10 protein-coding genes are annotated in these 14,393 nt (G+C 60.6%); 5 read left to right on the top strand and 5 right to left on the bottom strand.

Annotated features, from left to right (window positions below; genetic code table 11):
* Nucleotides 1-31: 31 nt before the first annotated feature.
* Together EI290_RS04990 and EI290_RS04985 are read left to right on the top strand one after the other, a co-directional pair.
* Complete coding sequence (locus tag EI290_RS04990) at nt 32-409, top strand: GxxExxY protein (protein WP_125427358.1); 378 nt, start codon at nt 32-34, stop codon at nt 407-409.
* A gap of 66 nt (nt 410-475) precedes the next feature.
* Nucleotides 476-2,098 (top strand): 3-(methylthio)propionyl-CoA ligase, encoded by a 1,623-nt coding sequence (locus EI290_RS04985; protein ID WP_246008854.1) that lies wholly within the window; start codon nt 476-478, stop codon nt 2,096-2,098.
* A 162-nt stretch (nt 2,099-2,260) separates the two neighbouring features.
* On the opposite strand, the gene EI290_RS04980 is transcribed toward EI290_RS04985, so the two are convergent.
* From EI290_RS04980 to EI290_RS04970, 3 genes are all read right to left on the bottom strand, one after another.
* Complete coding sequence (locus EI290_RS04980) at nt 2,261-2,770, bottom strand: DUF2059 domain-containing protein (RefSeq protein WP_185816851.1); 510 nt, start codon at nt 2,768-2,770, stop codon at nt 2,261-2,263.
* A 41-nt stretch (nt 2,771-2,811) separates the two neighbouring features.
* Entirely contained in the window at nt 2,812-3,945 is a 1,134-nt protein-coding gene (locus EI290_RS04975) for an acyltransferase family protein (protein ID WP_125427354.1), read from the bottom strand.
* 76 nt (nt 3,946-4,021) lie between these two features.
* Entirely contained in the window at nt 4,022-5,200 is a 1,179-nt protein-coding gene (locus EI290_RS04970) for an acyltransferase family protein (RefSeq protein WP_125427352.1), read from the bottom strand.
* A 412-nt stretch (nt 5,201-5,612) separates the two neighbouring features.
* On the opposite strand from EI290_RS04970, the gene EI290_RS04965 reads away from it, so the two are divergent.
* The 3 genes from EI290_RS04965 to EI290_RS04955 all read left to right on the top strand — a co-directional run bounded on the left by EI290_RS04965 (nt 5,613) and on the right by EI290_RS04955 (nt 11,724).
* Entirely contained in the window at nt 5,613-8,741 is a 3,129-nt protein-coding gene (locus EI290_RS04965; protein WP_125427350.1) for a SusC/RagA family TonB-linked outer membrane protein, read from the top strand.
* Between the two features lie 94 nt (nt 8,742-8,835).
* Nucleotides 8,836-10,404: a SusD/RagB family nutrient-binding outer membrane lipoprotein gene (locus tag EI290_RS04960; protein WP_125427348.1), complete on the top strand. Its 1,569-nt coding sequence runs from the start codon at nt 8,836-8,838 to the stop codon at nt 10,402-10,404.
* A 45-nt stretch (nt 10,405-10,449) separates the two neighbouring features.
* The gene (locus EI290_RS04955) at nt 10,450-11,724 is read left to right on the top strand and encodes a hypothetical protein (RefSeq protein ID WP_125427346.1); all 1,275 of its coding nucleotides are present in this window, start codon (nt 10,450-10,452) and stop codon (nt 11,722-11,724) included.
* 96 nt (nt 11,725-11,820) lie between these two features.
* Here the strand turns inward: EI290_RS04955 and EI290_RS04950 are convergent, their stop codons facing one another.
* Together EI290_RS04950 and EI290_RS04945 are read right to left on the bottom strand one after the other, a co-directional pair.
* Complete coding sequence (locus EI290_RS04950) at nt 11,821-13,602, bottom strand: glycoside hydrolase family 10 protein (RefSeq protein ID WP_125427344.1); 1,782 nt, start codon at nt 13,600-13,602, stop codon at nt 11,821-11,823.
* Nucleotides 13,603-13,693: 91 nt separating this feature from the next.
* Nucleotides 13,694-14,329: a M15 family metallopeptidase gene (locus EI290_RS04945; protein ID WP_125427342.1), complete on the bottom strand. Its 636-nt coding sequence runs from the start codon at nt 14,327-14,329 to the stop codon at nt 13,694-13,696.
* Nucleotides 14,330-14,393 lie beyond the last annotated feature (64 nt).

Below are 14,393 nucleotides of genomic sequence, written 5' to 3'. Positions count from 1 at the left end.
GAGGGATGCGCTGAGGTTAAAAGGAGGTAAAATGAGCGAGAACGATATTGCTTACGTAATTCGGGGAGGGGCTTTTAAGGTACATACTGCCTTGGGGCCGGGGCTGTTGGAGTCGGTGTACGAGGCTGCTTTGGCGCATGAAATCCGCAAAGGCGGCTTGCTTGTAGCCACGCAAGTCGGTTTGCCGGCGTATTACGATGAGGTGAAACTAGACCTGGGCTTCCGGCTCGATATGCTGGTGGAAGACAAAGTAATTGTCGAAATTAAATCAGTAGATGCGCTGCTGGACGTGCATCACAAGCAACTGCTGACCTATCTGCGGCTCTCGAAACGGAAGCTGGGCCTACTCATCAACTTCAACATGCCACACGTCAAAGACGGCATCGTCCGCCTCGCCAACGGCCTGTAGCAGAACGACCTCCCTTTACCTCAGCGCATTCCTCTGCGGACCTCTGCGAGAAAACCCCATCCGAACATGCTACAAGGCCTCATGATGAACACGCCCCTGCGCATTGCGGGGCTGCTGGAACATGCCGAGAAATGGCACGCCGACACGGAAATTGTAAGCCGTTTGGCCGAAGGGGGCCTGCACCGCACTACCTACGCCGGCCTGGGCCGCCGCAGCCGCCAACTGGCCAATGCCCTGCAACGGCTGGGCATTAGCTCAGGCAACCGGGTGGGCACGCTGGCCTGGAACACCCACCGCCACCTCGAACTGTACTACGCCGTGTCGGGCAGCGCGGCGGTGTGCCACACCATCAACCCAAGGCTGTTTGCCGAGCAGCTGGTGTACATCATCAACCACGCCGAGGACCGGGTGCTCTTCTTTGACCTTACCTTTCTGCCCTTGGTAGAAAAGCTGGCTCCCAGCTGCCCCACCGTGGAAACCTGGGTGCTGATGACCGACCGGGCACACATGCCCGAAGCCACCACCCTGCCCGACCTGCGCTGCTATGAGGACTTGCTGGCCGCCGAAAACAACGAGTTCGAGTGGCCGCTGTTCGATGAAAACACCGCCTCCTCCTTGTGCTATACCTCCGGCACCACCGACCAGCCCAAGGGCGTGCTCTACTCCCACCGCTCCACGCTACTGCACAGCTTTGCGGCCGGACTGCCTGACTGTTTCAACTGCTCGGCCCGCGACGTAATTCTGCCGGTTGTGCCCATGTTCCACGTCAACGCCTGGGGTATTCCCTACCTGGCCCCCATGCTAGGCTGCAAGCTGGTGCTGCCGGGACCGGGGCTGGATGCAGCCAGCCTCTACGAGCTGTTCGAGACGGAAGGCGTGACCTTCACGGCCGGGGTACCCACCATCTGGTTCGGGCTGCTCACCTTCATGCGCGAAAAGCAGCTGCGGTTTTCCACGCTGCGCCAGATGATTGTGGGCGGGGCCTCCTGCCCGCCGGCTTTGCTGCGGGCTTTCGATGAAGAACTGGGCGTGACCATCCGCCACGCCTGGGGCATGACGGAAACCTCGCCCCTGGGCACCGTCTGCACCCTTAAGCCCCAACAGCTCCGCCTCAGCCCCGACGAGCAGTTTGCCATTCAGACCAAGCAGGGGCGGGTAATTTTTGGAGTAGATATGCAGATTGTGAACGACGAGGGCCGGGCGCTGCCCCACGACGGCGTAGCTTTCGGCGACCTGCTGGTGCGCGGGCCCTTCATCGTGGCCGACTATTTCGGCACTGAGCCCGGCCAGCTGACGCCCGACGGCTGGTTTCGCACCGGCGACGTGGCCACCATTGATGCGGCCGGCTTCATGCAGATAACTGACCGGAGCAAGGACGTCATTAAATCGGGTGGGGAGTGGATTTCAAGCATCGAGCTGGAAAACCTGGCCGTGGGCCACCCCAGCGTGGCCGAAGCCGCCGTAATTGGCGTGCCCCACCCTAAATGGAGCGAAAGGCCTTTGTTGGTAGTAGTGCGCAAGCCCGGCCAGGAAATCAGCCAAGAGGAGTTACTGGCTTACTACGACGGCAAAGTGGCCCGCTGGTGGGTGCCGGAAGCCGTGGAATTCGTAAACCAACTCCCCCACACCGCCACCGGCAAACTGCTCAAAACCCAGCTCCGCAAGGATTTCGACGGGTACCAGTGGTAAGTTGCTGATTGCTGGTTTCAGTTGTTGGTCTCAAATAGAATGGTCATGCTGAGCGGAGTCGAAGCATCTCTACCGCTTCGCTTTCATTGTTAAGTTATCCAGTGGTAAGGTCCTTCGCCCCACGAAGGATGACACCGGATTTCAGTACCGGCAACCAGCAACTCATTTCACATCAGACGGGGCTTGCGTCTTCATCTTTTCGGCAATGGCCTGCTGCAGCTCGGGTAAATGCTCCTGCACCCGGCGTTGGCCCATTTCCATACCGGCTACCATCAGCTGCGGCATTTTTTCAATGGTTTTGCGGCCGATGGGTGTCAGATAGAATTTTGTCAGCTCCTTCAGCTCTTTTTCGGTGAACTCCTGTGCATATATCTGCACCAGTTCATCTTTCAAAGAAGCCCAACTCATGTATTTGTTGATGTAAGCCCGCATTTCCGGCTCTACAGCCTTCATACCAGGGTTTTGCTCGATTTGCAGGGCCAGCATCCGGTCGATGGAAGCCGCCAGGTTTTTCTCCGTGCTGGTAGCCTGCAACAGCTCTTCGGCTGCTTTACGCTGCCCCGCGGAAACCGGTGTTTTGGCTGCCGTAGTGGCAGAAGTGGTAGTAGTCTGCGCCTGCGCCACGGAAGCAGTCAGGGCCAGCGCCACGGTCAGAATCCAGGAATATTTCATAGTTGAAGTACGGGAAATTTGGGCTGATAGCCGGGCCGACCTTATACAGTGAAGAAAATCCGCCGCCGGTACAGTACCCATAAAATGCCCACCCACACGGCTACATAGGCCACGGCGTAGGCCAGAGAGGCATGGTAGGGGTTGGCAATGCGGGCCGTGAAGAATGTGTGGTACAGCCAGTCACGGGCGTAGAATACGGAGCCGTCGGCGTGGTGCAGCTTCAGGCGGGTGAGCAGGCGTTCCAGCACCTCGGGCAGGAAAAACACCAGCAGCGCATTGCTGCCGCAGGCAATCAGCGGCCGGGTCCAGGCCCCGCGCCACTCCTGCACATCCACCAGAAAGTACAGGCCGGCCAGCATCAGTACGCTAATACCGCCGGCATACAGCACGAAGGAGCTGGTCCAGAGGGCCTTATTGATGGGAAACCAGCCGTTCCAGATCAGGCCCAGCAGCACCAGCCCGGCTCCGGCCACAAACAGCCACACGGCTTTGGCAGTACGCTCGGGGGCAGGGCGGTGCAGCCACTGGCCTACCAGCACCCCCAGCAGCCCGGTAGCAATGGTAGGCAGCGTCCCCAGCAATGATTCCGGGTCCCAGCCTTTATCCTTCAGAAACATATGATCCAGGGTAAACAGCCGCTGGTCGAGCCAGGCCCCGAGGTTGGTGGCGGGCTCCAGGTTGGCCGGCCCGATGCCCGGCACCGGCACCAGCTGCAGCAGCACGTTATATCCCACCAGCAACCCCGCACTTATCCATAGCTGCTGCCGCCAGGTAGTTTTCAGGAATAGTACGCTACAGACCCCGTACACCAGCGCAATGCGCTGCAGCACCCCCGGAATCCGGAAGGAAGTGAAATAGAAGTATGGAACCAGCCCGATGAGCAGGCCCAGCACCAGCAGCACCAGCACGCGGCGGCCAATACGCCAAAGGGTGGCCATGTGCTGCTCCGGCTGGGCCCGCACCGCCGCCAGCCCATACACCAGCGCCACGCCCATTATAAACACGAAGGACGGGAACACCAGGTCGGCGGGGGTGCAGCCGTGCCAGGGCGCGTGGGCCAGCGGCCGGTAGTACTGGGTATAGTCGCCGGCGTTGTTCACCAGCAGCATCAGGACCACCGTCAGCCCCCGAAATACATCCAGGGAAAGCAGGCGGGCCGGTTTAGCAGAGGGCATGGTATTGATTGATAATCGGTGACCGTCATTCCTCGGCAAGCTCGGAATGACGGTCTGTTTTTGTTGATTCCTCCTACTACACCTTGATGATAATATTCCGCCGGTACATTAGCCAGAGCACTACAAACCAGATAAATACGCACACCAACGCCCCGGCCAACGAGGCATTAAGGGGGCTGAAATACGGCACAAACAGCGTATCATACAGCCAGGTACGCAGGCCGGTTTCCTGGCCGTTGGCTCCGGTTACTTTTACCATGTTCAGCAGGCGCGGAATCAGGCCCGAGAGAAAAAACACCGTAATGGCATTGACCCCGTACACCAGCGCCGGCAGCGTCCAGCGGCGGTACTGCTGTACATCCACCAGCCAGTACAGGCCCGCCAGCGTAGCCAGGGCCAGCCCGCCGGTGTACAGCACGTAGGAGCTGGTCCAGAGGGCTTTGTTGATGGGAAACCAGCCGTTCCAGACCATGCCCAGCAGTACGCAGCCTCCGCCGGCAACAAACAGCCAGGCCACCCGGGTGGCCGGCTCCACCTCCCGGCGGCGCAGCCACTGGCCCGCCAGCAACCCCAGCAAACCAGTACCAAGGGCCGGCAGCGTACTCAAAAGGCCTTCGGGGTCCCAGGTACGGCTCTGCTTCCAAAGGTGAGCCTCGCCCAGCACCGTGCGGTCGAGCCAGGCCCCGAGGTTGGTGCCCGCTTCCAGGTTGGCGGGGCCGTAGCCGGGTACCGGTACCAGCTGCAGCAGCACGTTGTAGAAAATCAGGATAAAGGCCAACAGCCCGAGTTGCTGCCGGCGGTTGGTTTTCAGGAACAGAATGCCGCACACCAGAAACACCACCGCAATGCGGGCCAGCACCCCCGGAATACGCACCGTACTGAAGTCAAACTTCGGGAACAGCGCCGAAAACAGGCCCAGCCCGAACAGAATGGCCGCCCGCTTCAGCACCCGCAGCAGGGTGCGGTTGTGGGTAGCGGGCTGCTGCCGGGCCCCATCCAGCGCGTAGGTTATGCTAACGCCCACAATGAACAGGAAGAAAGGAAAGATAAGGTCGGTGGGGGTACAGCCGTGCCAGTGGGCGTGCTCCAGCGGGGCGTAGATGTGGCCCCAGTCGCCGGGGTTGTTCACCAGAATCATGGCCATAACGGTGAGGCCCCGAAACACATCAAGCGACTGTAGGCGGCCGGGCTGGGAGGCCTCGGCCAGCGGAGTGGTGTGGGTGTCAGCCTCGGCGGCCTGGGTGGTAGTTTGCATAAGCGGGTGGGCATTGAGCGGATGCCAACGGCAAGATGCACCATCCAACTCAGTTTCGCACGCAGGTGGCGGCCCTGCTTCTGCGCTTATCCTCTTGCCTTGGACAACCCATTCAGCCAGCAACATCCTACCTTCAAAAAATACCATATATAGTTGTTTCGCTAGGCTACAACTAGTAGTTTTAGATGAAATGTGTAGGTTAGCCTCCCGTTTCTGCTTTTTTCCGCCCCTGCCTTCCCACTCCCACCCTTTGCCCCTTCCTCCTTCAGTTTAGCGGCCATACAGTTCCTTTCTCTCCCGGCCCGCCCTTTCCCGCCTCCCATTATCCCGTCATAATCCAACTACCGCGTGCTCCCTCAGGCTCGTTGGTTTTGCTGTTTCCCTTCCTTTCTCTCACTTCTCTCCTTTGCGTATGAAAAAACGTTTATGGTCATCCCCACTGGCACTGGGGCTGATGCTGGCTGCCCCTTCCGCCTGGGCCCAGCAAGCCACCGTAACCATGCAGGGTGTGGTAACCGGTTCCAACGACCAGCAGCCTCTGCCCGGCGTAAACGTGCTGGTTAAGGGCACCACCATTGGCACCCAGACCGGTGCCGATGGCCGCTACACGCTGGCCAATGTTCCTACGGGCAGCACCTTGGTATTCAGCTTTATCGGTTATACCTCCCAGGAGTATCGGGTAGGAAATACTACCACCGCTACTATTGCCCTCAGCCCCGATTCCAAGAGCCTTAGCGAGGTGGTGGTAACGGGCATGGGCATTAAGCAGGAACGCCGCGAGCTGAACTACAGCGCCCCCCAGGTGCAGGGCGGCGAGCTGGTGGAAACCCGCCAGACCAACATCGTGAATGCCTTGCAGGGCAAGGTAGCCGGGGTAAGCATTACGTCGTCGGGGGGAGCTCCCGGCGAGGGGGCGGCCATTGTTATCCGGGGCGGCAACTCCCTGGATGGCAACAACCAGCCCCTGTTTGTGATTGACGGGGTGATTATGGATAACTCCTCGTTCACGGAAAGCACGGCGCCGGGCGGGGGCTCGGGCTTCAACGGGCTGCTGGGCCGCTCGGTGGCCAGCCAGAACCGGGTGGGCGACCTGAACCCCGAGGATATTGCCTCACTTACGGTGCTGAAAGGTGGGGCTGCTGCCGCTATTTACGGGCTGCGTGCCGCCAACGGGGCCGTAATCATTACCACCAAAAAAGGCGCATCCGGCCGCACTAGCATTAGCTACCGTACCCAGTTTTCGGTGGATGAGGTGCAGACGCTGCCTACCCTGCAGGACCGGTACAAACAGGGCAGCAACGGCACCTTCGACCCCACGGTGCGCTCCTCCTTCGGCCCCCAGTTCCAGCCCGGCGAAACGGTGTACGACAACGTGGGCAACTTCTTTCAGAAGGGTAAAAGCTGGCAGCACTTCCTCACCTTATCGGGGGGCTCGGAGAAGAACTCCTTTATTTTCTCGGCCTCGCGCAACACCACCGATGGCATTGTGCCCACCAGCCGCTACGAGCGCACCACCCTGCGCCTGGGCGGCTCGGCCAAGCTCTCGGAAAAACTTAGCCTGACGGGCTCCACCCAGTATATCAACTCGGGCGGCACGGTACCCATTCAGGGGCCGGGCTTGTTTGGGGGCACGGGCGGCTTTTACACCAGCCTGCTCAACTGGCCCCGCAACGACGATGCCCGCGTGTACCTGAACCCCGATGGCACACGCCGCCGCCTGCTGGGCTCGGCCACCTCGGCCAACGACGCCGACAACCCCTACTTCTCCATTTACCGCAACCCCCAAACCACCCGCAACAACCGCTTTATTGGCAGCATTCAGGCGTCGCTGGACCTGCTGAAGTGGCTGAACCTGTCCAATACCACCGGCACCGACTTCTACTTCCAGAAGGACCGCTCGGTGCGGGCCGTGGGCACCTCACTTACCGGCAATCAGGATGGCGGTATTTCGGAAACCAGCACGCTGAGCCGCCTGCTCAACTCCAATACCCTGCTGACGTTCAAGCACAATTTCTCCGATAACATTGGGGGTAACCTGGTGCTGGGCAACATGGTGGACGTGAGCCGCTCGGAAATTGTGGACAACCTGGGGCTGATTTTTCTGAACCCTAACCCGGCCGTACCCTCCATCAATAATACGGTTAACCGCAACGCACTGACCACCAACTCGGAGCGCCGACTGGTGGGCAACTTTGCCCGCCTGAATGTAAACGTCTTCAACCAGGTAAGCCTGGAGCTGGGCGGCCGCCGCGACCAAACCTCTACCCTGCCCCGCCCCAACGAGGGCAAAAACTACGGCCGCGTGTTCTACTACGGCTCGGCGGCGCTGGGCTGGGAGTTTACCCAGCTGCTGGGCCTCTCCCAGAACCCCTGGCTGAACTACGGTAAGCTGCGCGGCTCCATTGCCACAGTAGGCAAAGACACGGGTCCGTACCGGGTGGAGTCGCCGCTGGCCCAGGGCACCTACATCGGGGGCGGTTTCCGCAACGGCTTCTTCGGCTCCAATGCCAACCTGGTACCCGAGCAAACCCAGAGCCTGGAGTTTGGGGTAGACCTGCAGTTTCTGCGCAACCGCGTGGGCCTGGAGGCCAACGTGTACCAGCAAACCACCCGCGACCAGCTGATTGCCCCGCGCGTAAGCCAGGCCACCGGCTTTATTCTGCAGTACATCAACGGGGGCACTGTGGAAAACAAAGGCCTGGAAATTGCCCTGCGTGGTACGCCCGTGCAACAGGCTAATTTCACCTGGGATGTAGTGGCCAACTACTACGCCAACCGCAACCAGGCCAATAAACTACCCGGCTTCCTCACGGAGGTGTACCAGTCGGATGCCTGGGTAATTGACGTGGCCCGGGGCGGAGCCTTCCCTGGCTACGCCATTTCCTCCATCAGCGCCCTGGACTATCAGCGCGCTCCGGATGGTCAGATTCTCATCAACGCTACCACCGGCTACCCGCTGGTAAATACCAGCACGTTCGTGTACGCCGGCAACCGCGCCCCCCAGTACACGGTACAGGTTACCAACACGCTCCGCTACAAAGAGCTGTCCCTGTCCTTCCTCTGGGATTTCCGCAAGGGCGGCATGGTAGTAAACGGCAACGACTGGCTGGCTACCCGCACCGGCCTGAGTGAACGAACCCTGGACCGCTACAAAACGGCCGTGTTCGAGGGCGTTATCCGGCAGACGGATGGCTCGTATGTGCCCAATACCCGCCCCGTGGAGCTTACCCAGAGCTATTACCAGAACGTGCTGGGCGTAATTGGCACTCCCTTTATTGAGGATGGCTCCTGGTCGAGGCTGCGCTACGCCACACTTTCCTACCTGCTGCCGGCCAAACTGTTCGCCGATTCCAAGTCGGTGAAGGGCGTGGAGCTGTCGGTGACGGGCCGCAACCTGCTGCTGTTCACCAAGTACTCGGGCGGCGACCCGGAAACCTCCTCGGCCGGTGCCGGGGTGCGCGGGGGTGGCTCAGGTGGTTTCGACTACGGTGGAGTGCCCCGCACCCGCGGCGTGGACATGAGCCTGCGCGTGAATTTCTAATTAGTTAACAGTTGTTCGTTGTCAGTTGTCAGAACGATACTGACAACTGACAACGAACAACTGATAACTCCTATTCTCAACTGACTTTGTTCTGATGAAAAAATATATTTTGCTGCTGGGACTGGCCTTGAGCAGTGGGGTGCTCACGTCCTGCGACAAGTTCTTCGACGTGAATACCGACCCCAACAACCCGGTTACCTCCACGCCAAACTTCCTGCTGCCCGGCATCATTTCCCAGGGTGTGCAAACCCAGATGTTTACCTCCCTGGTAACGCCCTACCTCACGCAATACCTGGTGCGCAAGTCGGCCATTGGAGGCTCCGACCAGTTCATTCTGACCAACGCCAACAGCACCAACACCTTCAACTACAGCTACTTCTACTCGGGCGGCACCATCCCAACGCTAACCAAGGCCGCTGAGCAGGAAGGCTCGCCCTACTACATTGGGGCGGCCAAAATCATCCAGGCCATGCTGCTGGCCCACGCCACCGATATGCTGGGCGACATTCCGTACTCGGAGGCCTACCTGGGGGCGGCCAACTACACGCCCAAGTACGACTCGCAGGAGCAGATTTACCAGACCATCAACACGCTCTGCGACGAGGGCATTGCCCTGATGCAGAAGCCGGCCGGTGAGAACTTCCGGCCTTTGTACCTGACTTCGCCCAGCATCTCCGGCGACATTCTGTTCCAGGGCAATACCCAGAAGTGGATCAAGTTTGCCAACGGCCTGAAAGCCCGGCAGCTCAACCACCTTACCAAGAAAAGCTCCTATGACCCGGCCAGGGTGCTGGCCCTGGTAGACCAGAGCCTGACCTCCTCCGCCGATGACGCCCAGTTGCAGTTTCAGGTGGCGGTGGCCCCACTCACGGGCACTACCAACATTTTCGGAACTACCCGCAACAACTTCAGTACGGCTACTTTCTCCACCAACCTTATTAAGTACCTGAACGGTAACGCAGCCGGGGCCGCCTACCCCGGCGTAGTGGACCCGCGCCTGACGATTATGGCCACGGCCGGCAGCCCCGGCGCCGACCCCGGCGTGGGCACCAGCTCGGCGGCGGCTATTGTGAATGGCTTCACTGATTTCTACAGCTCCTGGTACGCCCGCGACCTGGGCTATTTTGAGGTACTGACTTACCACGAAATCAAGTTTATCGAGGCCGAAGCGGCTTTCCGGGCCGGCAACCTGAACCGGGCCCTGGCGGCCTACCGGGAGGGTATTCGGGCGCACATAGCCAAAATTGGCGTGGGCGGCACCAACTCCGTGCCTCCGGTTTCCTTCCCCCTTATTTCCGGGGCGCAGATAGAAACCTACCTGAACAGCAGCGCCGTGGCCCAGAATACCTCGGAGCTCACGCTCAAGCGCATCATGGAGCAGAAGTACATTGCTCTGTTCCTGAATCCGGAGTCGTGGTCGGATCTGCGCCGCCTGGATTTCGACCCCACTATCTACCCTAATCTGCGCTACCCCACGGGTACCAATGTGAACAGTACGCTGGCCACCAAGCCCGATTTCAAGGACCGGTGGCCCCGCCGTATGCTGCCGGGCGCCACGGAGGTACTCTATAACCCCCAGGCCGTAGCCAAGCTATTCGCCGATGCTATGGCAACGTCCAACGACGACTACATTGGCAAGCCCCTGTGGTGGGACCGTCCGTAGTCAGGACCTGCTTTAATTTTCCTCTTCTCGCTACTTCTCTCGCGCATGACACGATATAGTTCGCTTTTCGCCGCCCGCTGGTGGCAGCCCCTGGGGCTGGCCGGGCTGCTGGCTCTGGGGCTGGCCACGGCCAGCTGCAAAAAGGAAGAATTTGACGATTACTACACCCTGCAGGACAACGCGGGCTTTGGGCTGGTGACTACCCTGGGCGGAGCCCTGGCCACCAAATATGCCCCCACCGAAACCGTGCCGGTAGTTGTTGCCTTCAACCCGGGCGACAACCTCAAGGACATTACCGTTTTTCAGGTGATAAACCGCCTGGACTCGGCCGTGGTGGGCACGTACCCGGCCAACGGGCAGTACAACAGCACGCCCCAGATTCTCACCCAGGTAGTACCCTACACGGTGCCCGCCAACCTGGCTAACAAAACCCCGGTGCGGGTTGATGTGACGCTGACCTTTGCCGACGGCAGCAAGCGCCTGCGCCGCTTCACGTACACGGCGGCCAACTCGCCCACGCTGAAATTCGGTACCACGCCCGTTACCTACCGCAACGGCCTGAGCGCCACCCAACAGTCTTCGGGTGATATTCTGGGCTATTCCATCCTTCTGAATGAAGGAGGAATTTCGACGGTACCTGCCGGGGGCAGCACGGCTACCCTGTTCAAAAACGTGGACAGCCTCACCACTTTTGTGCAGGTAGGCACTGATGCGCCCCGGCGCCTGGCAGTAGTGCGCGGCCCTTCGGCCGGAGCGGCTACCACCGTCACAGTAAATGCTCCCGTACCGGCTGGCTCCAACGGCAAAACACTCACGTACTCGTTTGTAGCCTACGCCCAGAACACCTCCACCTCACTCACGGCGGCTCCCATCAACATTGTGGGGCCTACCTCCTTTGCTACAGCGCTTAAAACCGGCCGGGTAGTATTTGGGTCCGGGGCACCCTCCGATTCGCTGGCGTTCAACCTGAAAACGGCCCTGAATGAGCCGGCGGCCGGCCCCGCTGCCAACAAAGATCTGTTTGTATCGGGTATTTCGACCACCAGCTTTACGCTGGCAGCGGCCAATACCACCCGCTACTACAAGCTCACGCCGGTACAGGTAGCCTCGGGCCTGTATACCACCGCTACGGCCAACGCCATCGGCCTGCTGCTCTTCCAGAACACCACCTCCGCCGACCTGGGCACCGTGGCCGTGAACGACGTGTACGCCGTGCGCGTACGGGGTACCGGTGAAATGATGCTGCTGCGCATTACCGGCATCAAAAGCAGTGCCGCCGGCTCCACCGGCCGCGTGAAGTTCGAGTACCGGACGTTGTAAACCAGCTCCTTATCAAGCAAGAAAGCCTCTTCCCCGCTGGGGAAGAGGCTTTCTTGCGTTGCAGCCCGGTACACCAAGATCTGGAGCACGGGGCACTTACCGCCCACCAAACAGCCACTGGAAGAAGCCGCCGCGCTTGCTCTTGGTTTTGACCTTGACCTTGGTGGTGGTACTACCGGGGCGGGTAACAACGGGCCGCGGCACGGTGGGGCGCGGGACAGTGGCAACCGGCGGGGTGGGTGGCACCGGAGCGGGAGCAGGAGTGGGCGCGGGCACCGGCTCCGGGGGCGCCTGCTGGGCCACAATTACCTCGGCGGGGCGGCCATTGGTACGCACCGATATGGGGCGGCTCTCGTTGTGCAGCCTGTCAAAGGCGGTGAGGTAGTAAGCGTAGCTGCGGCCGAAACGGGCCGTGGTATCCTGAAACTGCAGCTTGCCACCCGCCTGCGGCCGGATGATGGCCAGCAGGTTGCGGGGGTCGTCGGGGGTGGGTGTCTGGTCCTCGTTGAAGCGGTAGAGTGCGTAGTAGGCGGCTTCGTCGCCGTCGGCGGCGGCGGGGCCGGGCTGCCAGGACAGCGTGTTTACCGTGAGCTGGGTGCTGGCCGTGAGCTGCTGGGCCGGGCGGGGCGGCACGGCATCCAGCCAGGGCATGGCGGGCACCAGCGCCGGGTACCGGAACTCATGCTGCCGCAGGGAGTCGGTGGTGTGCAGGGCGTTGGCCATCAGGGAGCGGGAGCTGAAGAACACGCTGCCGTTTACCTCGGCCGGAAACGTGCGGTTGAAGCGCACCTGCCGGGGCAGCTCGCGGGGGTTGCGCCACACGGTATCGGAGCGGGTGCTTTCCAGCATACGGTAGGCCCCGTGCCCGATGTATACGTGGCGGCCGTTGGCATTGCGGGCCCACCACTCCACCAGCACCGGGTACTGGGCCACCTTAAACCCAGTGCTCCAGTACAGCTGCGGCAGCACGTAATCTATCCAGCCCTGGCGCGTCCACTCCAGCGCGTCGGCGTACAGCCCGTCGTAGCCCTGAAAGGCTTTGGTAGCCGAGCCGTTGGGGTCGGTGGTTTGGTTGCGCCACACCCCAAAGGGCGAAATTCCAAACTTCACCCAGCGCTTGGCCTGATGAATAGAATCGTGCAGGTCCCGGATCAGGATGTTCACATTCTGCCGCCGCCAGTCGGCAACGGACAGGCTGTCGGGGTTGAAGCGGGCAAAGGCAACTTCATCATGAATGACCTGGTTGGCTTCCGGGTAGGGGTAGAAATAGTCGTCGAAATGCACCCCATCAATATCGTAGCGGCGCACCACGTCCAGGATAACCCGGTTGATGTACTGGCGCACTTCGGGCAGGCCAGGATTGTACAGCAGCTTTCCGGCGTAGCGCATAAACCACTCGGGGTGCTGGCGGTAGGGGTGGTTAGCGGCCAGGCGGCGCGTAACCGTGTCCATAGTGGCCCGGTAAGGATTAAACCAAGCGTGAAACTCCATGCCACGCTGGTGCGCTTCCTCAATGAGGAAGGGCAGCGGGTCCCAGAGGGGCGCGGGGGCTTTGCCCTGCACCCCGGTCAGCCACTTGCTCCAGGGCTCCAGGCTGCTCTGATAAAACGCATCGGAAGCGGGCCGCACCTGCACAAACACCGCGTTAATGCCGTTTTGCTGGTGCTCATCGAGCATGCGGCGGTATTCGCGGCGCTGCTGCTCGGGCGTGAGGCCCCGGCTGCTGGGCCAGTCAATATTTTCCACCGTAGCAATCCAGACACCCCGCAGTTCCCGCTTGGGCGGTGCATCAGCCGCGTATCCCGGCCAGGGGGCTGTCAGCATGAAGCTCAGCAGCAGAAAAATCAGAAAGGGGCGGGTGGCAGGTAATTGAAACATTACGGCAAAAATACACCGCAGAAGTTGGCAAACAGTGTCATGATTCCCTGCTTGCCCCACTCCCGACGGAGTGGGCAGGCCGCTCATCTGCTCATCCCGCCTGACTCAACTCTTCAAACGACAAATCCAGCAAGTCGAAATCGGCCCAGCTCGGATGGTCGAAGTGCCACCATTCGCCGGAATAGTTCACGAAGCCATGCAGCTTCATTGCGGCCAGCAGAATGCTGCGGTTGAAGAGCACATGCGGCGGCAGCTGGCTGTAGCGGGAATCAGTAGCAGGCAGGAGCTCATCGAAGTCGGTGGGCAGCGGCAGCGGGCGGCCACTGGCTTGCTCTACGAGGCCCACATCCACGGAGCAGCCCCGGTTGTGCCGGGAGCCCCGCCAGGGCGGAGCCGCAAATTTCTCGTCGCGCACGTGCTCAAAAAACTGTACTGTTACGGTATACGGCCGGTAAGCATCGTACACGCACAGGCCCAGCCCCAAACGGCGCAGGGCCTGCTGCACCTGGCGTAGCGCCTCAGCCACCGGCCGCCGCAAAAAGGCCCGGGCCTGCTTGTACAGAGGTTTGCCCAGCAGGTTGCGCGCTGTGGCATAGCGAATATCCAGCACCAGGTCCGGAATCAGGGTAATCAGCTCCACCAGCTCACGCTCGGGGTTGTGGGCCACGCGCTGCCGGTACTCATGCAAAGAGGAAATAACGGTAACACCGAAAGAGTTTACAGCCATACATTACCCAAACAAAATAAAGCCAGCAGCTCAACGGTATAAGCGTCAGCATACGACTAATGTT

The sequence above is a fragment of the Hymenobacter metallilatus genome, assembly GCF_003944705.1.
Lineage (GTDB): Bacteria > Bacteroidota > Bacteroidia > Cytophagales > Hymenobacteraceae > Hymenobacter > Hymenobacter metallilatus.
Note: the sequence above shows the minus strand (reverse complement) of the source record. Positions and strands in the feature narration are given on the sequence as shown.